This window comes from Leptospira ainazelensis (assembly GCF_016918785.1).
Classification (GTDB): Bacteria; Spirochaetota; Leptospiria; order Leptospirales; family Leptospiraceae; genus Leptospira; species Leptospira ainazelensis.
In genome coordinates, this window is the sequence record NZ_JAFFPT010000038.1 from 84,339 (window position 1) to 102,606 (window position 18,268).

The window sequence follows — 18,268 nt, forward strand, 5'->3', positions numbered from 1 at the left end:
GACCTTTTTATCTCGTAGAACTTCAAACAAAAAGAAAACGGAATTCTTCGGAAGTTACAATTTCATTGGCGACAAACAAATTTCAAAAAATCAGCGAGGTAGGAACTTTACTGTTCCCGGTCTGGGTATTGACCGGTTCGACTCTTTCCTTCTTTTATCCGCATTGGTTTACCTGGTTCACGGGCCCGTGGATCACATACGGACTCGGAGCGACGATGCTCGGAATGGGAATCACACTTTTACCCCAGGATTTCAAAGACGTTTTCAAAACCCCGATTCCGGTCTTTGCAGGGGTTATCCTTCAATATACGGTGATGCCATTGTCCGGGTGGGGAATCGGAATTCTTCTCGACTTGCCTTTGCCTCTCGCAACCGGTCTCGTCGTGGTATCCTGTTGTCCCGGAGGTGTTGCGTCTAACGTGATCACATATCTCGCAAAAGGAGATCTGGCTCTTTCCGTTTCCATGACGGCGACCTCCACAGTTCTTTCCGTCTTTATGACTCCCTTGCTTACCTTGTTTTTGATCGGGCAGGGAGTAAAAACTTCCGCGGGCGGCCTTTTTTTTGATACGTTTCAAGTCGTGATTTTTCCGGTCGCTTTGGGAGTATTTCTGAATTCTTATCTGCCTAAAATATCTAAAAAAATCCAAGTTGTTTCCCCCTTGGTAGCGGTCATTTTGATTACGATGATCGTGTCCTCGATCCTCGGATCCGGAAGAGAAAAAATTCTTCAGTCTGCGGGAATTTTGATCTTGGGGGTTGTGAGTTTGCACGTTTCCGGATTTTTCTTTGGTTATTTGTTTTCTTGGATTCTTATCAAAAATCGAAAATCCGCAAGAACCATTTCCATCGAAGTCGGAATGCAAAACTCCGGTTTAGGAGTGGTTCTTTCGCGGAATAACTTTTCGGATCCGTTAGTCGCCATTCCGGCGGCTATTTCGAGTTTGGTCCATTCCCTTATCGGAAGTATACTCGCGGCTTACTGGAGAAGATCGAATCCGGAAGAAAAGAAATGATTGTCTTGTCTCAAGGAATCGATCGGATCGACTGCTTCGGATGAGGGTCCTCTTTTAAAATCAAATTCTCAACCTAAGAAGAATTCAGCTCGTTTGAAGTCGAACGATCAACGATCGAGAAGAATATCTTTTACTAAGGACTTCGCTTAACAAAAAACTGAGTTCTTTCTCCGTGACTTGCAGTTCATTCTCACCCGTTCCACAAACTGTCGTCTTCTCGGCGTCGGGAACTTCGCTTCCTTCTTTATAAACTAAAAAAACATTACAAATGTCATGAAATACAATTCCGATCTATGACAGATGAGAGTTGAAAATGCTCCCGTAAAAAGGTTATAATGATGTTAGATAGGACATTGAAAAAGCCATGAATAGAATGAGCCAAATCGCGGTTCTACTGCTGTTTGCTGGATTCAATACAAACGCGGGCAGCCCGGAAATCAAAAAACGTTCGATCGAGAATCAAATTAAAACCGCTCCGCAAAATCCGACAAACGGTTTTTTTTCCGCAAACGAAGACGTTCTCCGAATCGTACGAACGCAGTCGAACAACGACTCGCGATCCGAAAAAAGAAACTGTGTTTTCTGTCATTCCGGATCGGAGAAAATTTGAAACCAAATTCCGTCAAAACTCGCACTACGTTTCAAAGTAAAAATCACAGGGAATCCAGTTCTCGTTTTAAAATCCGTTCGAACCGGCTTCTCCGGATTAAAGTATTTTCCCGTTTTCTATCCGCTTTGAAAGAAAGATGGTCAACCTTTGCAGCTGATCCTTGGAAGTGGATTTGGATTCCGGTAAAACTTTGGCGTAAATATTCTTCAGGTGATTTCTCAAAGTACCGTTTGAAACGTTCAGAATCAGTTGGATGAAAGTTCGACTGTGACCCGCCTCTATGAGTTCGCAGATTCGAATCTCCTGTTTAGAAAGCCCGTAACCATCCAAACCCAAATTCGGAACCGATATGAGTTCTTCGGTTTTGTAAGAATGGAAAAGAAGAAATGCCATAAACGAACACGCGCTAAACGATGATATCGCAGCGACGTAAATCTCCCGGAACGGAACGGATTTAAGAATCGACCAAAAAAACATTCCGATCGTAACTCCGATCGCGATCGAGATAAGAATGTTTGCGCCGATTCTAAACAGACTTGGTCTTCCCGCGTTGTATCGATTCAAATAAACGGAAAGAATCACCGAAAGAGCGGCGTCCGCCACCGGATGCAGGGGAGGAAAATCCATTCCATACAAGGGCAGAAAATTCGTAAAAAGTGCGGACCACCAGAAAAGAAACACACCCACAAAAAACCGCTTTTCAAAGAAGACGTTCCACTGCACGGGTCTTAGAAAAAAGTAGATACAAACACACATCGAAAGGACGTGAATCCCGATCCCGATTGTGCCGCCGATCGGAGAAACGAGCGGCGCCAAACCGAACGAAAACGATTTAAAACCCGCAATAAAAACCCGGGGAAAAGAGGCGCAGAGAAAATCGAAAACGAGAGCGATCACAAAAACAAAAATCGTAAACCGATTTAGAATTTTTCTCCCCGTACAAAAACTTGCCATCCCGACAAGCACCGGGGAAAGGATAAAAAAAGAATGGCACTGAAAAATCCACCAAGCCAATCCTAACTCTTCCGTGGAAGCGGTACACAGCGCGGCGGTTGAAGCATTCTGAACCCCGATCGCGAGATAAAAAACCGTCATCAGTTTGTGAAATCGGTGATCCCGACCGATATTTTCGATCAAACAGCTCACGTTCGCAAGAGCTGCCATAATCGGTACTATGAAAAAAATTTCCAAAACAAGTCCATTTTGAGCCCCTGAGAATTTGGGCAAACGAAATCGAAAAAAACTACGTCTCGATTCTAATCTTCATTTTACAACAAATTTCTCGTCCTTTTTCGAGAATTTAATCTAATCCTCCTTGATTTTTAAGCCCTTTCTCTTTTTCTAGCAGAATACAACCTCCAGTACGACATTTTCAGGACTTAAGAACCAAATTTTAAATCAAATTGGACTGATCATCCGGGATTTTCCGTCTTACTATGAGGAATTTATTGAAATCGAGACAGTAGCGCCATGAGAGAAATTATCAAGCTCGTTTGTCAGGAACCGGGTTGTTCAAAGGGAAAGAGTACTTATCTCCTTACTAAGAACAAAAAGGCTAAAACCGAAAAACTGGTAACTAAAAAATTCTGCAAATTTTGCAGAAAACACACCGAATACAAGGAAACTAAGGTCTAAGATTTCCAGGAAATAGGTATGACTGCAAAAAAACCAGCACCCGCGTACGACAAAAAAGCTCTTCAAGAAATCAAAGAGCTTCTCCTAGAGAAAAAAAATACTCTCTTGGAAAAGTACGCCCACTGGGAAGATAACAGTAAACCTTCCGGCCTAAAAGAAATGGGAGATATAGCCGATATCGCTTCCGAGATCAACGAAGAGACCCTGAGTTCGGTTCTTTCCGAAGCGGAAATCGAAACGATCCGTGAAATTGACGTCGCTTTAGACAAAATCGAAGACGGAACCTACGGAATCTGCGAAGGAACCGGAAAAAAAATTCCAATCGCACGTCTCAAAGCAATTCCTTGGACTCGTTATACCGTTGAATTTGCAGAAACTCTTTCCAGAGGGAAGGGTGGTTTTATGCGCAAAAGCAACGCCGGCAGCCTCACTGGCGCCTATAAAATTCCTACCGACATGGATTCGATGGACGACTGATTCGTCTCTCGTTCTTTCCATTTTCACTCTTTATACTTTCCCAAACCTTATTTTTTTATAAAAGAAGAATTCCATCCGTCCGAACCGGCAAATGTAGCTCTTTAGGAATTCTTCTCTTATCAATTTCTTTCCAAAAATCGGAAAGCTTTTTCAAAAACGTTTTTTAGATTGAAATCTGACTCTTTTTACAAAATCCTCTTTATTCGTGCCCGGATTATTCAATAAACTCAAGCCTCTTCGGACTCCTACTTTTTTCGGACTCATCCTTTGTTCCATTCTCTCTTATATTCTTTTTCGAAGTTTTCTTTTTGTTCGAGAAACGGAAGGGTCCGGGATCGTAGCGATCGGTTTGATCCAATTTTTGTTCGGACTCATTCCCAATCTTTATCACCGCAAACCGGGAAGACTGTTCACGATGGCGGGAGCTCTCATCCTTCCTGGACTTCTGTATGAAAAGGAGGCTGTTTTCGGTTCTTTGAGCGGTTTGTTCGCGGGCGCGACTTTTGGAATTTTTTTGAGGCAATATATTTCCACGTTTCATTCTCAAACCGTAAACGAAGAGGATCCTATATTCCGTTTTTTTTATATCAATCGTCCTTATAAGTCTTCTCTTCCTTTTTATCAAAATCCGAAAACCGGAATTCTCGCGTTTATCGCGCTTCTTCTTTTGGAACGTTTTTTTGTCTATTTCAACGCTCCTCCATTTAAGGGTTTTGGAATCTTAGATACCGTATTTCTTCCGGGTGTGAGTTCGAGATACGCGTTCGGTTTGAGTTTGGATTTTTTCGGATCCTGGATGCTCGCGATTCTTTATTTTTTAGCGGAAGAATCCTCGTCCCACGAAAGCGATTCTCCGATTAAGTATTGGAGACAGGGGATTTTTGCCGGAGTATTTTTGAATATTCTAATGTTCTTAATCCAAGGATTAACCCGTAGTTCGGCGCTTCCCTTTACTCCTATGATCGGAGATTCTTATCTTGTCTCGGGGCTTTTGGGAGAAGTAGGTTCTCTCAACTGGTTTTTTCCTCTTTTGATCTCTTATTTCTTCTATTATCTCCATTCCAGAAGCTGGCGAACTCCGACAACGATTCTTCTCGGTTTTGGTCTCATTCTTCCCTTTGTCGTCTTAGGAAAACATTTTAGCGCGGGAGCTTGGATCTTACTCTTTAGTTCCTTACTCTACGCTTTTTCTATAAGTTATTTTCCTAAAATCCGAAACAAATGGTGGAGATGGTCTTACATTCCTACCTGCGTAGTCCTCTGGTTTGGATGGATCGTTTTTCTAATCTGGCTCGGCTCCTTCTCTTGGTCTTACGAACCTTGGCAAGAATTCCATTTGGCTTGGAGTAAAGGTTATCGCGGCCCCGCAGGCAATCTCGGTCGTTTTCTGGATCTTTTTTGGGGGGAGGGTTGGATTCAGACAAGGGCGGCTTGGAACTGGGCTAAACCGTCTCTCTGGTTTGGAAACGGAATCGGAAGTTTTGCTCTCAACTGGATCGATTCCAGATCGGTGAACTTGGTTCCTCCGGGCGGAATCCGGGAATTCTTTCTTTCCTCTTTTGTCTTTTTGTTTCACGACGGCGGAATTCTTTTCTCCCTTGTTTTTTTGGTCTGGATCGGTTTAGAGATCGCGTATCGAAACCACTGGAAAGTCCTGATTCTTCTTTTGCCGATCGTATTTTTCTTTATGCCTTGGACCGGAAGTTCGGGAGCCGCGGCCTTCTTCTGTCTTTGGTTGATTACTTCTTCCGCACCTCTGAGTCGACAACTTCATCGAGGATTTGGGGGAGGCTTCAATCTGTTAGCCCTGATTTTGGGTTCCGTCTTTTTATTCTATTCCCTGATTCAGATCGCTCCGAATTTGAGAGGTCCGGAGTTCCGTTATGCGGAATTGAAAACCTATCAATTGATGGCAAAAAAACAAAATCAAAATCAGAATGGAATCCGCTTTCATGAATTTTCTTCCGGCGCTACTTGGGTTTTGGGCGGAAAGGCTCCGATCAATTTGCGCGCCTTTGTCCCCGCTTCGCAAAAAATTTCGAAGGAAGATAAAACCTATGTTCGTTGGTCCTTCTTGGATCCGAACTGGATCGAGATCCAATCTAAAACTTTACCGCTTTTTCTGAATCCGAGTGCGGTCGGCCTAATTGTTCCCGATAGAGCGAAGTATTTGAGAGCGGAAATTCTTTCCGGATCCGTTTTTGAATCTCAGATAGAAACGTTCGGAATTTTCGCGGAGGATTTTGACGGCTTAAATCGAGTGCGTTGATCCGTTTCGCTGGTGTCGTATCTGAGCTGCTATATTCTGTAATTGTTGTTTGACCCTTATAAACAATCTCCAGAAAAGAAGTTTCCAAGGCGGGCTTACAAAAATAAATACGGCGCCCGATTCAAACTCGGGGTCGTCTTCCCTTACGTTCATCCAGACGGGAATCGCTAATATATTCTGAAATTCTTTTCCCGCGACGTAAAAGGTCACATAGACTCGATCTCCGATCCGCAAAGATTGATCCACCGGAGAATAAAACCCTTTTTTGGAAAGCGAATAGGCCAACGAATGATACTCTCTCTCCTCCTGAACGATAGAAACCGCGATAAACAAGGGAATCCTCAAAATTCTTTCGCGAAAAAATCTAGGATTCAGAATACCTCTGGATAAGATCAAAATACAAAGCCAAATCGGATAAACCAGAAAAAGCCCGATAAATTCGGAAATTCTAATTCCCCCCAAAAGGACCGGAATTTTTTCAGGAAACATTAAATAAATAGAATATAGAACCGCCGGAATCGAAAACAAAATCGAAGATACTACGATTTTTCCCGTGGATAAATTTCTAAAAAAAGGAATCGATATTTTCTTTTGTTCCAGACTTTGACTTGCCCGCAGCCAAGAATCGTATCTGGTGAATTTGGAAACAACCCTGTAGTCGTCCTTAAAAAGCCCGATCGACTGTAAAACTTCTATGGGAAGAATGTTCTGTGAAATCGTTAACAAATATTCCAAGATAAAAAATCCGGATGCGAGAATCAAAGGTAAAAGAAGGATCGAGTCTCCGTCTATCAGCAAAACGTAATTGAAGATTCCGTGTAAAAGAAAACAACCTGCGAGACTGTAAAAAAGCCCTAAAAAATTAAAGGAAGAAGGTCGGGATTGATAGTATTCCAAAACTGCGTAACCGTAAATTCCGCCGGTAAACGTATGAATCGGAAGCGAAGTGACCGCGCGCAAAAACAGGGGCCAAAAATCCAAGATCGGAGAATAAAAAAGATTTTCCAGAAGACCGAATGTTACGCCTAACGTAAGTCCGAAGTAAATTCCGTCGGAAGTGTTGTAGACCTTTTTTAAACCCTTAAAATACCAGAGGATCACGAGAAGTTTCGGAACTTCCTCCAAAAAGGAACTTCCGAAAAAGGCTCTTTCGAGATAAGAGGTTTCATTCAAATATTTCTGAGAGAGGATTTCCGGAAAGATAGCGAGCCCAACGGTGAAAACTCCGGAAAATACGGCGGAAAGATCAAAGCTGATTCGTTCCGGGTGATAGTAAGTGTTGCGATAAAAAAGCCAGTAGAACACGGTCGCGAAAATCGCAGTCCCGAATTTGAGAAAGGTGAGAAGGAATTCTTCGATTCCAAAAAAGAGGAACATATTCCTTTTGATTATCGGAATATGTTCCTCTTCTGTTGAAGTTTAGGCTCTGGAAAGAGTTCTTCTTTTTAAAAGAAATGCGGCGGTAGCGCCCGCGGCCATCAGAAGAATTGCTACAAAAATTCCATTCTCCTTTACTCCCAAAAACAAAAATCCTAACAATCCGGAATCGTCTTCAGGTACCGGGAAAACCTTGGCTTGGTTTGTGATGTGTTTGTACCAATCCTTATAAGAAGTTCCGTTCGAAGCGACCCAGAGATTGAACTCGCTATATCCGCTCTGAGAATCCTTTCGGATATCCAGACCTTCGTAAGGATATTTCCAAGCGCCAGGAACCAAAATCGCCCAAGGAAACTGATTCGAGTCGAGATACAGATCCGTTCCGTTCGAATTTTTATAAAGACCCGAAAAGTGAATTTCTTTTCCGGTGTTGATCACCTTGATAAAAATATCGTAAGGATAGTTTCCAAGCGAGATTTTTTTAACGGGAGAATCAAAGACGATTTCTATCGTCGCGATATGACCCGGTTTGAAAACGCCGCCCGGATTTACGTTCGGATTGGAAACGGTTTTGTTCGATTCTTCATGGATTTGAATTCCTTGATTTAGATCCGAAGCGGTAACTTTTTTTGTATTCAGAGTAGTGACTTCTTTTCCGTCTTCACGAACCACTTTTCTGGAAAAGGAAGCTCCTACTGCGACCGGAAGTTTGAGATGAAAGGTATGTCTGTAACCGGCTCCTCTCGCAACGTGCTGATAGGTTCCTCTCAGACGAATCACATCACCCGCCGCATTGAGGTCTTCCTCGTTGTGGATGTGAAGAACGTAGTCGTTTAAGTCTGCGTCTCCCGCACTCGGATAAAGATCTTCATAGGCAACCGTACTCACACCTTCGGAGGGAATACGAATGAGAGAAGCGCGGGTCGGATCTTGAGGATAAGAATCCAGAGTATCGGGAATCCCGTCTCCGTCCGAATCCGTAGGAGCTGCAACAACCGGTAAAAGGATCTCATACTTGATTTCACGATTGATACCGATCACGTTGATCAGATTGATGACATTGGAAATCGATTCTCCACCAGCGCTGATTTCGAGTGTGATCTGACCGACCGAAGTTTCTACGGTAATCGTTCCGGAAACTTTGCCGACGCTATCGGAAACTCCTTGGAACAGAATGTTTCCGTTATTGTCGGAGACGATTACTGTCGCTCCGGGAATCGGTTGTGATTGGTTGTCCACGACGATAAGATTGAGCGGAATCGTCTGAACTGTATTGTAATTGAATACGGGAGTTCCCACTTGATCGCCAACGGTAATCACACCCGTGATCGGCGGTGTATTATTTCCAGTCCCGGAATTGTCCCCCGTCGGCGGAGTTGTACTTCCTACATCGGATGAACTCGAATTTCCTCCGGAAGCAGAATTTCCGTTGGAGGCAGAATCGGATTCTGAACTTCCCGCGCCTTGCGTTGTAGTTGTATTGTCCGAGGAAATACTAGGCGCGGCGTTGTTACCAGGAACGGAAACAATCACCACCGAACCGCCGTTCGAAGCGGTTGCTGTTTCCGAGCTCGCAGGAGCGCTCGTCGAATTCGTGTTTAACAAAAACAACAAAGGCCATAGCGCACCTTTCTTTTTATTACTACAATCCACCAACATGCCCGAAACAAGTAGCAGAAGAATTAATTTTTTCATAATCCCTATATCTCTTTTTATCAGTTTGATTTAAAATGAGACGAAACGTTAAGTAGTAATTACTACAAAAAAGTAATCATTTTAGCGGATTCCTGCAAATTGCAAAGAATGTAAGAAGTCGAATCCTTGTTTTTCATCGGTATTTCAAACAAAAACAAGACAATTGAAAACGGTTTTGTCCCGTTTTTCCCAAGAAGTCGCAAAACTTTGAATCTGCCCCTAAACCTTGAAAGGTGGGAACTCTCACATCTTTTCTTTGAGGTTTTGGGACAAACTTCTTAAACAATCTCAGAATTTCGAGACACTTCCTAAACAACTCAACGATTCGATACGGCCTTTAAAAATTTTTAGCGACGAATTTTAAACAAGAACATTATGATTTTTGAATATTTCTTTGATGGAAGAAAGGACTAAATTCGGTATGAAATTCCGATTTTAAAAAATCCTCTTTCTCGAAAGAAAACGATCGGATTCTAAGATTTTTTCTTTGCGATGTGTAAAACGGCGTTTCCAAAAACGAAGTTTTGAAATCGTACCTCGGAAAATCCGTTTTCCTCCAGGATCGATTGGAGTTTTTCCTGACTCGGATAGGAAAGGGAAGAAACGGGAAGATAGTCGAACATCTCATTCTTACCTCCCCAGAGAATATAACCGAGAATCGGAACGATCTTGAAAAAATAAAAATCAGCCGCCCAACGAATGAGAGGATTTTTCACCTTTCCCACATCGAGGTTGAGAAAAAGGCCGCCGGGTTTCAAAATCCGATAAATCTCTTGAATCGCTTTGGGAAGGTTGTCCACGTTTCTCAAACCAAAGCCGATCGAAACTGCGTCGAACTGAGAGTTGTTAAAATTCTTGAGTTGTGTCGCGTCTCCAACTTGAAAATCTACTCTTCCTTCTTTCCCTTTTTTTTGAAGACGGGTCTTCGCGATTTCGAGCATATTTTCGGAGAAGTCGACACAAGTCACATGATCGACCGAAGGAGAGTTTTCCAGACGGACCGAAATGTCGCCGGTACCACAACAAAGATCCATAACCTTTAGATGAGAATCCAGATTCTTCTCGACTTCCTTTACCAGACGATTTTTCCAAACACGATGAAGTAAAAAACTGTTCCAGTCGTTGAAACGATCGTATTTTTCCGCGATCCTGTTAAAGTTTTCCCGGACAAAACCCGCTTTCTGCTCGGTCTCTGGCATCTTAAATTCTGACATAGGACTAATGAAATGTTTTCAAAATGTTTCGGCTTGGCAAGAAGAGTTTTTTCGACGATTCTTTTGGGAAAAACTTTTTGCCCGGTTCAATCGATTTCAAGATTAGAATGACAAAGGAAGACGAAGTGGCAATCTGTTCCTAAGTTTGGGGGTTCTTACGTGGACGTTTTGTTTGCAAAGGGAGGATGGGTCACGGTTCTCATCTTAGTTGTGAGCTTTATCAATCTCGGACTTTTTTTAAGAGTTTGGTCTTATCTTCCGATTCTCAAAAGAAGAATTTTATTTCGTCTTCAAGAAGAAGCTCAAAACGGAAATCAAAATCATTCCCGTTCTTATCTCCGATCGATTCTGGAAAATTCGGAAGAATTTTTTACCGGAGAATTTTTTGTTCCGGAAGCGATGACCGCTTGGATTCGAAATCTCGCGGGAATTGCGACCATGCTCGGGCTTCTCGGAACCGTGATCGGTATTTCCGTCGCCTTTGAGGAAATGAAAAACGCAGGAACGGTAAGTCTGGAAATTTTTTCGGAAGGGATTCGTCTCGCTCTCAACACGACCATCCAAGGTCTTTGTGCGGCCATTCCCTCCATCTTAGGGTTTCAATATCTGAAGATGCTCTTACATAAAACCGAAATCGAAATCAAACAAACGATTCAAAACGGAACCGAAGAACGTTTCGAATGAAGGGCGGAACAAAAAAAAGAAAAAACCTTCTCGAAGGGGAGGATTCTCCACTCGACATGACGAGCATGTTGGACGTGGTTTTTATTCTTCTCATTTTTGCGATGGTCGCAATGAGTTTTCAAAAGGAAGTTCATTCCCTTCCGGTCCGTCTTCCGAAATCGAACGCCGCAACCGGCGGAGTCGGTTCCAAAAAGGAAATTTTTCTTTTGAAAGAAGGAAATCTCCGTTACGAAGGAAATGAGTTTTCGGAAGAAGAATGGAAACGAATCGTTTCCAAAGGAGAATTCAAAGAGGCCGTTCTTTGGATCTACGGCGATCAGGAAGCCGACTACGGAAGATTTGTATTCGTGGTAAACAGTCTCAAAGACGCAGGTTTAAAAGAATTACACTTAGCCGTCAAAAAAGAATGATCAAGACCGAAGTTTCGGATTTTCTTTATGACGATCCTTGTCTCTTTCCGTATTTTTCCGTAAGGCGGCCTTGAGCGCATCTTCCAATGAAATCCCCATCTGATTGGCGAGACAGATCAAAACAAAAAGAATATCACCCATCTCTTTCGGGATTCCGTCCGGATCTTCTCCTTTTTTAAAAGACTGGTCTCCGTATTTTCTCGCCATTAATCTTGAGAATTCTCCGACTTCCTCCACCAAGATAGCAAGATTTGTGAGTTCGGAAAAATAACGAACTCCGAAATTTTGAATCCACTCGTCGACCTTCGCCTGTGCTGCGTTGAGTGAAAGTTCGTCTTCTTTCAACGTCTATTATCCAAATGATCGATTAGAATTTCAGTCGGTTCGGGATAACATCCCCCGCTTAGATGATGAGGATCGATAAACTTCTGACATTTCACCCGATCGCGGAATTCGTTCATATCCAAAGGAAACACATTCTTAAATTCTAATGTTTCTTTGCGGATTTTTTCCCAAGAAGGATAGAATTCCGCGGACTTAACGCGGGATTCAAGCCCCGAATACAATAGCGGGGACCAGAGAATCACTTTGATCCCGTTTTTTTCCGCGGTTTCCAAAAAGTGAAATAAGAATTGTTTTTGGACGTTTGATATTTTGACGTATCGATAGATATCGTTGTAATATTTCGCCGCTTCTTCTTCGAGTTTTTCGGGTGGAGTGTTCGCGAGCAATACGTTCGGAATTCCTCCGTTGAACTTATCGGATTCGTTCATCAGAAGATTTTTGATCGCGAGCATCATTTCTTTCGAACTTGGGTCCTTGATTCTTTGTATCGCCTCCTTAAATCGGGGAGGAAACACCGTGGTTCTAAAAACTCTCGACCTTAAAAACGTATCCCAGTCGTTCGTAGAAAATTCGTCCGCATAACGCAAGAAATACGGAAGATCATAAGAATATCGCAGCGGATAACGATTGCAAAAATCGGTCATCGAATCCGGATAAAATTCTATAACCGCGTAATCGGGTTTGACTCCGGCGGACAAAATCTTTTCGAGATTGTAGTTGTGATACGAAAAGGGAGCGGAAGGCGCCGAAAAATTATAAACTATCAGTTCCTTTCTTTTTTTATGGATCGTCTCTAAGGAAAATTCTCCCATGTGAGAGGTTCCAAAAAAGATCAAAGTTTTTTCTTCCGGCGTAGCGGATTCTTTTCGTTTTACAAGCGCCGATAATACGCGGTCCTTCATCTCATAAAAGTAATATTCAGCGCCGGCTTCCGTATAAGGCCGGATTAGATCCGAAGAAAGAAATCGATCCAGAAAAAATGCAAGGGCAAAAAATAAAAGAGGAACCCATAACAGCTTACTATGAAAAAAGGGAAGGATATATTTGGGTTTTTCTTTACTCATGATTCTTCCTCAAAACTGAAAGTAGATAAAGTCCTGTCCTTTCCCCGCATAATTGGAAAGAAGAAGAACGAGGATGATCAGAAAGACCGCGACGATCGTTTTTTTATATCGATAATAAAACCTCGGAGTTTTTTCGAAATATTCGAGCGTGTGTAAAAGAAAACCTCCGATTAAAAAGGGTGCAACCAGATCGGTTCTTAACACGTGTTTGGCGGGTTCGGCGATCCAAAAGAGTCCGTTTTTTAGAATATACCAAGTATCTCCTAAATTCTGAGAACGGAAAAAAATCGCTCCGATCACAAAAATCGAATAAATAAACGAAGCTCGGATCACAAACCAAAAGATTCCCTTTTCAGGGAGTTTTGGTATTCCGAATCGATCCATCAGACGGTCGATCACCAAACAAACCCCGTGCCAAAAGCCCCAGATCACGTAGGTCCAGCTCGCCCCGTGCCAAAAGCCGCCTAACGTGAATGTGGCGATGAGATTTAGATACACTCTCGGCTCCGAAGTTCTTGATCCCCCCAAAGGAATGTAGATATAATCTCGAAGCCAGGTTGCGAGAGTGATATGCCAACGTCTCCAGAGATCCTGGATGTTCTGACTGAAAAAAGGCGCTCTGAAGTTTACGGGAATATTGAATCCCATCAAAAAGGCGCAACCTCTTGCAATGTCCGTATAACCGCTGAAGTCGCAATAGACCTGCCAAGTAAATCCTTGTACGGCTAAAAAAAGAGAATAATTGTCGTATTCGCTCGGGTTTCGAAAAACGGGATCCACCAACGAAGCGATGTTATCCGCGACCAGGATTTTTTTTGCGATTCCGAGTCCCAAAAGATAAAGCCCCGCATATACAAAGGAAGGTTTGATTCTTACCTTATCCAAGATCGGAAAAAAATCCTGATGTCTCATGATCGGCCCGGCGACCAGTTGAGGGAAGAATAGGATAAACAATACAAATCGAAAAAACCCGGTGTCTTCCGCAATTTTTCCCCGATAAACGTCCACTACAAAGGCGATGATCTGAAACGTATAAAAGCTGATCGCAAGCGGAAGTATAATCTGAAAACCGAAAGTCTTCTGATCCAAAAATCCCCAGTGTGTCCACGCGTAAAAATTCTCGGTAAAGAAGTAGAAGTATTTGAAAACCGCGAGGTTGATCAGATCGAGAATGACGATCCCGCGCAAGACGGTTAGACTTTTGTTTTTAAAAAGACTTCGAACCGCAAGATAATTTACATAAAGAATCGCTAATAAATGAACCAGAAACGGAACGCTCCAAGTCGCGTAAAACACGAGAGAGGCGATCACGATCACCCATTCTCTGTATTTTCTTCCGTTGTAAGCCCAGTAAAAAAGATATACGACTAAAAAGAAAAGAAGGAAGAGTGTGGAAGTAAAGATCATTTCTTTTCCTTTACAAGAGTCTCTTTCAAATCTTTCACAAAGGCATAACTCAACTTTTCCATTCCCCATTTGTTAAGATGAATCAAGTCGTAGTAATAATCTCCGTTGTCGGCTCCGTCCAGAAGAGTCTGATAATCGAACAAGGGAACCGGTTTGGAAGGATGGATTCTTTGTAATTCCCGTTTCCAGACTCGGTTGCGTTCTTCGAGTCTCCATTCTTGGATGAGCTGACTGTAAGGCGCGACCACTCCGATGATTTCGATCTCTTGTCCGTTTTCTTTTCCGATTTTTCGAATCTCATCGTGCAAAATTTTCAGTCGATCGAAGTATTGTCTCGTGACGTCGTCCTCCACGGCGTTATTGAGAGGATTGCTCGACAAAACGCAAGTATCATAGATCGCTTTTTTGTGAAATCGATCCGAACCTTCCGGGATCGTCTGTCCGTTCGCAGGATCGGTCTTTGCGACGCAGTCCGGGACGTCTGTGATCGGATACATGCTGATCTTTTCTTTATAAGAATTCTCGTAATCCCAGGGTTCTAGATTCTCTTTTTTAAAACGTTTTCCGATATCTTTGATTCGTTTGGAAGGACTCAGGATCAAATCCTGAATGTCTCTTCGATAAGCGATCGACTTCAACGTGATATAAGCGAGATCGTCGGCTTTGACTTCGTAACCGAAATCGTAAATCCTCGGATAAACTTGCAAACGATCAAACTCGGAGATCATCGCAAGAGTGTGAAGGTTGAGAATTTTCTGACCGACCCAAGGAGTTGTAATTTCAAAAACGTGCACGACCGTTTTTACTTTTTTAAAGTGGGGAAGCGTTTTTAGTACGGCGAGATCTTGAACGATCAACTCGGTTCCCGGAATTGCGATGGACTGAATTCTTTTTCCGATGGGTTCCAATTCTTTGTTTAGAATCGGAAGAGATAATCCCTGATAGGCGACCGAAGTTCCTACAATGAGAATGTCCGGATCGAATTCCTTTTGTTTATCGATAACATGATTCGTGATTCTGGAAACGTTCGCGGCGTATGAATTTTTTTTCAAGAATGGACGGTAACAACCAAACTGCATTCCGGTTTCCAAAAATGTAAGGATCAAAACTGGAATCCAAAATTTGGAATCTTTCAAAAATGCAAGATATTCTTTCATAACGGATATGGGTTCCTAAAATGCAAAGTAGAGAAAACTCTGGCTTTCCGTGATTCCAAAGATCAAAAGCATAAATACGTTAGCAAGGAAGAATAAAATAAACTTCCAACGGCTTTCTACGATCTTCTCTATATTATTTTTAGCAAAAAGATAAGAAGCCACAAAACAAACCAAGAGTAAAAGTCCGTATGTGTAATTGGTGTATCCTTTTACGGAAGAGAATCCGCCCGGAACCCAAAATACGAGGGCCTTCATCATCGGAATCGCCTTTTCCATCGTCTCCGCGCGGAACATGATAAATCCAAACGTTAGGCAAAACATCGTAAAAATTCTTGCGGCGATATCGTAAACTCGACCGCCTTTTTCATTCAAAAACGTTGCGACCTTGGTTCTTCCGTATTCTCTATTGATAAGAATCATAATTCCCTGCCATAAACCCCAGCCTATGTAGTGATACGCCGCGCCGTGCCAGACTCCGGCAAAAAACCAGGTGATAAAAATATTCCGATACGTTAAAAATACCGAACCTCTGGACCCGCCTAACGGAATGAAGATGTAGTCCCGGATCCAAGTTGAAAAGGAGATATGCCAGCGAGACCAGTGATCCGTTATGTTTCTTGCAACCATCGGAAAGTTGAAGTTTGAATCGAACTTATAACCGAACAATCTCGCGACGCCGATCGCGATGTCCGTATAACCCGCGAAATCGAAGTAGATCTGCCAGCCAAAAGCCAAAGCCCCCGTCCAAATTTCGATCGGATTGAGGGTCGCGTGGTTCTTAAACGTGAAATCGACAACTTTCGCGAGGTTGTCGGCGAATACGATCTTTCTCGTAAAGCCGATGAGAATCTGACAGAACGCGATTTGAATGTCTACCTTGTTGACCGGAAGAGGAATATCCAAATCTCGAAAGAACGTCTGGGCGCGAACGATCGGCCCCGCGACAAGCTGAGGAAAGAATGAAACATACAAAGCAAAATCGAGAAACGATTTTTTTGCCTCGATCTGTCCGCGATAGACGTCGATCGTATAACTCATCGATTGAAACGTATAGAATGAAATTCCAACCGGAAGAATGATATCGTAATACGCGAATTTAAAACCTGCGATCGGAGTCAGATCGTTTACGACTCCCAAGAGGAAGTTCGTATACTTAAAGTAGGCGAGTAAACCGAGATTCGTGACGAGTGAAAGAACGAGCCAAACCTTTCTTGTTTTGGAACCTTGAGGAGACGCCGAAATTTTTAGAGAAGCGAAGTAATCGATGACGATCGAATAGAGCAAAAGAAGGATGAATTCTTTTCTCCAAGACATGTAAAAATAAAAGCTCGCACCCAAGAGAAAAATTCTTTGGATCCTGCCTTTGAGCAGATGATTGAGAATGAGGACTATGGGAAAAAAAAATAAAAAGTGAAGAGAATTAAAGAGCATGGTTCGTCTTGATTCAGTATTTTAAAAGACCTGAAGAGCAGTTTTTCAAAATAGAATATCCTTACAACATCAATTTAGGGGTTTCAAACCTTTGATTTACCGCGCAAAAAGACCGGTTTTAGGAGATTCGGGAGGATAAACTTTTTCGGGAAGAATGGCTTCCAATTTAAATTCGATTCCCTCGATATAACTCACCGATTTTTTCGAGGAACGAGGATAAGTGGAATAGGAAAAATTCACAAGAAATAAAAGAAGAACCCAGATGATAAGAAAGGAATGAAAGACCGCGCGGCTTCCGAAAAGAAAGGGGCGAAATTCCAAAGACTTTAAGGTAAGACCGGCAAGAAGAATCATACCGATCGACGTCCCCACCCAAAATTCGAAAAAGTATCCTTCCCACCAAGTATAAAATAAGATCGAAGGGATTAACCAGAAGGAAAGAAGAATCGTCTCGTTTCGAAAACGTTTCCAAAGATTCTTAAGATTCAAAAGAAAAAGAAAAAGAATCGAGATCCAAAACGTTAGATTGAGATTGTAAGGAAGAATTTCCCGATTCTCCCATGAATTCAACCGCACTCTGAGTCCGTTTTTCACTCCTTCGAAGTTTAGAAACGCGTCTCCGATCCCGCGATAGAAGTTCATAACGTAGTTTTTGGATTCCGGAGAATTTCCCCATTTGTCCTTGGTCGCATACAAGAAGAGCCAGTTTGCAAAATTTTTCTCGCTGTCCAGAGGAGCCGAAAGATTTCTGTTGAGTAGGATAAATCCTACGTAGAGATAGGAAAGTGTAAGAGCTCCTACAAGAGCGAAACAATACACAAATGCAAAACGAAGTTTCCAAGAAAGTTCGAATTCTTTTCCTTTCCAGGTCTTAGAAAGAAGAATCGAAATCGGAACCAAAGGCAAAAATAGAATATCCGACTGATGAAAGTAAACGCTCCAGAGTTGAATCCCGAACAAGACAAAAAGCGAAATCGGAGAATGACCCTTTCTCGCAAAATAGACGCAGGAAAGATACAAAAGGGCCGTAAGACAAGAATGAATCAGAGGAGTGTCGTTGTGTTGCGCGTAAAACCAGAATCCTTGCGAAAAATGGATCGCCAAACCCAGGATAATCGCGCCTAACGTGTCCGCGTAGATTTTTCGATACAACCAAATAAAACAAAACAAAAATAAGAGCGCCGAAACCAAAATCCGAAGACGAAGCCCGAACATCACCGAGTCTTTTCCCCAGAATTCTCTCCAGAGTTTGAGATAGAGATAACCCGCACTTTCAAAACCGAGATGATGAGGGTTATAAAAAATTCTCCAGATAAGATCCGAATTGATATTGTAGGCGTAGACGATCGCGTCCCAGTCGTAGTGTCTGGAAAGGAATCTAAGATCGAACAAAAAAACACAAAAGATAAAAAGAATCAGAAAGGAAAAAAAGATCCTATCCTGAGACGTATTTTTAGTTCCGGAAAAAAAATACATT

At 42.5% G+C, this 18,268-nt stretch carries 17 protein-coding genes; 7 read left to right on the plus strand and 10 right to left on the minus strand.

Annotated features, from left to right (window positions below; all coding sequences use genetic code 11):
• Positions 1 to 65 precede the first annotated feature (65 nt).
• Together JWG44_RS10510 and JWG44_RS10515 are read left to right on the plus strand one after the other, a co-directional pair.
• Positions 66 to 1,016, plus strand: a complete 951-nt coding sequence (locus JWG44_RS10510; protein ID WP_205274908.1) for a bile acid:sodium symporter family protein — start codon at positions 66 to 68, stop codon at positions 1,014 to 1,016.
• 373 nt (positions 1,017 to 1,389) lie between these two features.
• A complete protein-coding gene (locus JWG44_RS10515; protein ID WP_205274909.1) occupies positions 1,390 to 1,626 on the plus strand; it encodes a hypothetical protein in 237 nt (78 codons plus the stop codon).
• Positions 1,627 to 1,722: 96 nt separating this feature from the next.
• On the opposite strand, the gene JWG44_RS10520 is transcribed toward JWG44_RS10515, so the two are convergent.
• Positions 1,723 to 2,790, minus strand: a complete 1,068-nt coding sequence (locus JWG44_RS10520) for a helix-turn-helix transcriptional regulator (RefSeq protein WP_232371591.1) — start codon at positions 2,788 to 2,790, stop codon at positions 1,723 to 1,725.
• A 306-nt stretch (positions 2,791 to 3,096) separates the two neighbouring features.
• On the opposite strand from JWG44_RS10520, the gene rpmG reads away from it, so the two are divergent.
• From rpmG to JWG44_RS10535, 3 genes are all read left to right on the plus strand, one after another.
• The gene (rpmG, locus tag JWG44_RS10525; protein ID WP_001206796.1) at positions 3,097 to 3,261 is read left to right on the plus strand and encodes a 50S ribosomal protein L33; all 165 of its coding nucleotides are present in this window, start codon (positions 3,097 to 3,099) and stop codon (positions 3,259 to 3,261) included.
• 18 nt (positions 3,262 to 3,279) lie between these two features.
• Complete coding sequence (locus JWG44_RS10530; RefSeq protein ID WP_205274911.1) at positions 3,280 to 3,738, plus strand: TraR/DksA family transcriptional regulator; 459 nt, start codon at positions 3,280 to 3,282, stop codon at positions 3,736 to 3,738.
• Positions 3,739 to 3,943: 205 nt separating this feature from the next.
• Positions 3,944 to 6,007, plus strand: coding sequence for a hypothetical protein (locus tag JWG44_RS10535; protein ID WP_205274912.1), 2,064 nt, complete (start codon positions 3,944 to 3,946; stop codon positions 6,005 to 6,007).
• Here JWG44_RS10535 and JWG44_RS10540 read toward each other — a convergent pair.
• From JWG44_RS10540 to ubiE, 3 genes are all read right to left on the minus strand, one after another.
• Positions 5,990 to 7,384 carry a PrsW family glutamic-type intramembrane protease gene (locus JWG44_RS10540; RefSeq protein WP_205274913.1) on the minus strand — a complete coding sequence of 465 codons (1,395 nt, stop codon included), beginning with the start codon at positions 7,382 to 7,384 and terminating at the stop codon, positions 5,990 to 5,992. The genes JWG44_RS10535 and JWG44_RS10540 overlap by 18 nt on opposite strands.
• 42 nt (positions 7,385 to 7,426) lie before the next feature.
• On the minus strand, positions 7,427 to 9,079 hold the full coding sequence (locus JWG44_RS10545; RefSeq protein WP_205274914.1) for an LruC domain-containing protein: 1,653 nt from the start codon (positions 9,077 to 9,079) through the stop codon (positions 7,427 to 7,429).
• Positions 9,080 to 9,552: 473 nt separating this feature from the next.
• Positions 9,553 to 10,293, minus strand: a complete 741-nt coding sequence (gene ubiE / locus JWG44_RS10550; protein WP_205274915.1) for a bifunctional demethylmenaquinone methyltransferase/2-methoxy-6-polyprenyl-1,4-benzoquinol methylase UbiE — start codon at positions 10,291 to 10,293, stop codon at positions 9,553 to 9,555.
• A 159-nt stretch (positions 10,294 to 10,452) separates the two neighbouring features.
• Here ubiE and JWG44_RS10555 point away from each other — a divergent pair, with 159 nt between their 5' ends.
• A complete protein-coding gene (locus tag JWG44_RS10555) occupies positions 10,453 to 10,977 on the plus strand; it encodes a MotA/TolQ/ExbB proton channel family protein (RefSeq protein ID WP_205274916.1) in 525 nt (174 codons plus the stop codon).
• Positions 10,974 to 11,387 (plus strand): ExbD/TolR family protein, encoded by a 414-nt coding sequence (locus tag JWG44_RS10560; protein ID WP_205274917.1) that lies wholly within the window; start codon positions 10,974 to 10,976, stop codon positions 11,385 to 11,387. The genes JWG44_RS10555 and JWG44_RS10560 overlap by 4 nt, the downstream gene beginning before the upstream one ends.
• Here the strand turns inward: JWG44_RS10560 and JWG44_RS10565 are convergent, their stop codons facing one another.
• The 6 genes from JWG44_RS10565 to JWG44_RS10590 form a co-directional block, all read right to left on the minus strand.
• Positions 11,388 to 11,732, minus strand: coding sequence for a nucleotide pyrophosphohydrolase (locus tag JWG44_RS10565; protein WP_205274918.1), 345 nt, complete (start codon positions 11,730 to 11,732; stop codon positions 11,388 to 11,390).
• Positions 11,729 to 12,796: a DUF1574 domain-containing protein gene (locus JWG44_RS10570; protein ID WP_205274919.1), complete on the minus strand. Its 1,068-nt coding sequence runs from the start codon at positions 12,794 to 12,796 to the stop codon at positions 11,729 to 11,731. Before JWG44_RS10570 ends, JWG44_RS10565 begins: the two co-directional genes overlap by 4 nt.
• Positions 12,797 to 12,805: 9 nt before the next feature.
• Complete coding sequence (locus JWG44_RS10575) at positions 12,806 to 14,203, minus strand: MBOAT family O-acyltransferase (protein ID WP_205274920.1); 1,398 nt, start codon at positions 14,201 to 14,203, stop codon at positions 12,806 to 12,808.
• Complete coding sequence (locus tag JWG44_RS10580) at positions 14,200 to 15,360, minus strand: SGNH/GDSL hydrolase family protein (RefSeq protein WP_205274921.1); 1,161 nt, start codon at positions 15,358 to 15,360, stop codon at positions 14,200 to 14,202. The genes JWG44_RS10575 and JWG44_RS10580 overlap by 4 nt, the downstream gene beginning before the upstream one ends.
• A gap of 15 nt (positions 15,361 to 15,375) precedes the next feature.
• Positions 15,376 to 16,791: an MBOAT family O-acyltransferase gene (locus JWG44_RS10585; protein ID WP_205274922.1), complete on the minus strand. Its 1,416-nt coding sequence runs from the start codon at positions 16,789 to 16,791 to the stop codon at positions 15,376 to 15,378.
• A gap of 96 nt (positions 16,792 to 16,887) precedes the next feature.
• Positions 16,888 to 18,267 carry a hypothetical protein gene (locus JWG44_RS10590; RefSeq protein WP_205274923.1) on the minus strand — a complete coding sequence of 460 codons (1,380 nt, stop codon included), beginning with the start codon at positions 18,265 to 18,267 and terminating at the stop codon, positions 16,888 to 16,890.
• Between the last annotated feature and the right edge of the window lies 1 nt (position 18,268).

Coding starts and splice junctions, on each gene's coding strand:
- JWG44_RS10515 (WP_205274909.1), top strand. CDS start 1,390: ATGAGCCAAATCGCGGTTCTACTGCTGTTTGCTGGATTCAATACAAAC.
- JWG44_RS10520 (WP_232371591.1), bottom strand. CDS start 2,790: ATGGCAGCTCTTGCGAACGTGAGCTGTTTGATCGAAAATATCGGTCGG.
- rpmG (WP_001206796.1), top strand. CDS start 3,097: ATGAGAGAAATTATCAAGCTCGTTTGTCAGGAACCGGGTTGTTCAAAG.
- JWG44_RS10530 (WP_205274911.1), top strand. CDS start 3,280: ATGACTGCAAAAAAACCAGCACCCGCGTACGACAAAAAAGCTCTTCAA.
- JWG44_RS10540 (WP_205274913.1), bottom strand. CDS start 7,384: ATGTTCCTCTTTTTTGGAATCGAAGAATTCCTTCTCACCTTTCTCAAA.
- JWG44_RS10545 (WP_205274914.1), bottom strand. CDS start 9,079: ATGAAAAAATTAATTCTTCTGCTACTTGTTTCGGGCATGTTGGTGGAT.
- ubiE (WP_205274915.1), bottom strand. CDS start 10,293: ATGTCAGAATTTAAGATGCCAGAGACCGAGCAGAAAGCGGGTTTTGTC.
- JWG44_RS10560 (WP_205274917.1), top strand. CDS start 10,974: ATGAAGGGCGGAACAAAAAAAAGAAAAAACCTTCTCGAAGGGGAGGAT.
- JWG44_RS10570 (WP_205274919.1), bottom strand. CDS start 12,796: ATGAGTAAAGAAAAACCCAAATATATCCTTCCCTTTTTTCATAGTAAG.
- JWG44_RS10575 (WP_205274920.1), bottom strand. CDS start 14,203: ATGATCTTTACTTCCACACTCTTCCTTCTTTTCTTTTTAGTCGTATAT.
- JWG44_RS10580 (WP_205274921.1), bottom strand. CDS start 15,360: ATGAAAGAATATCTTGCATTTTTGAAAGATTCCAAATTTTGGATTCCA.
- JWG44_RS10585 (WP_205274922.1), bottom strand. CDS start 16,791: ATGCTCTTTAATTCTCTTCACTTTTTATTTTTTTTTCCCATAGTCCTC.
- JWG44_RS10590 (WP_205274923.1), bottom strand. CDS start 18,267: ATGTATTTTTTTTCCGGAACTAAAAATACGTCTCAGGATAGGATCTTT.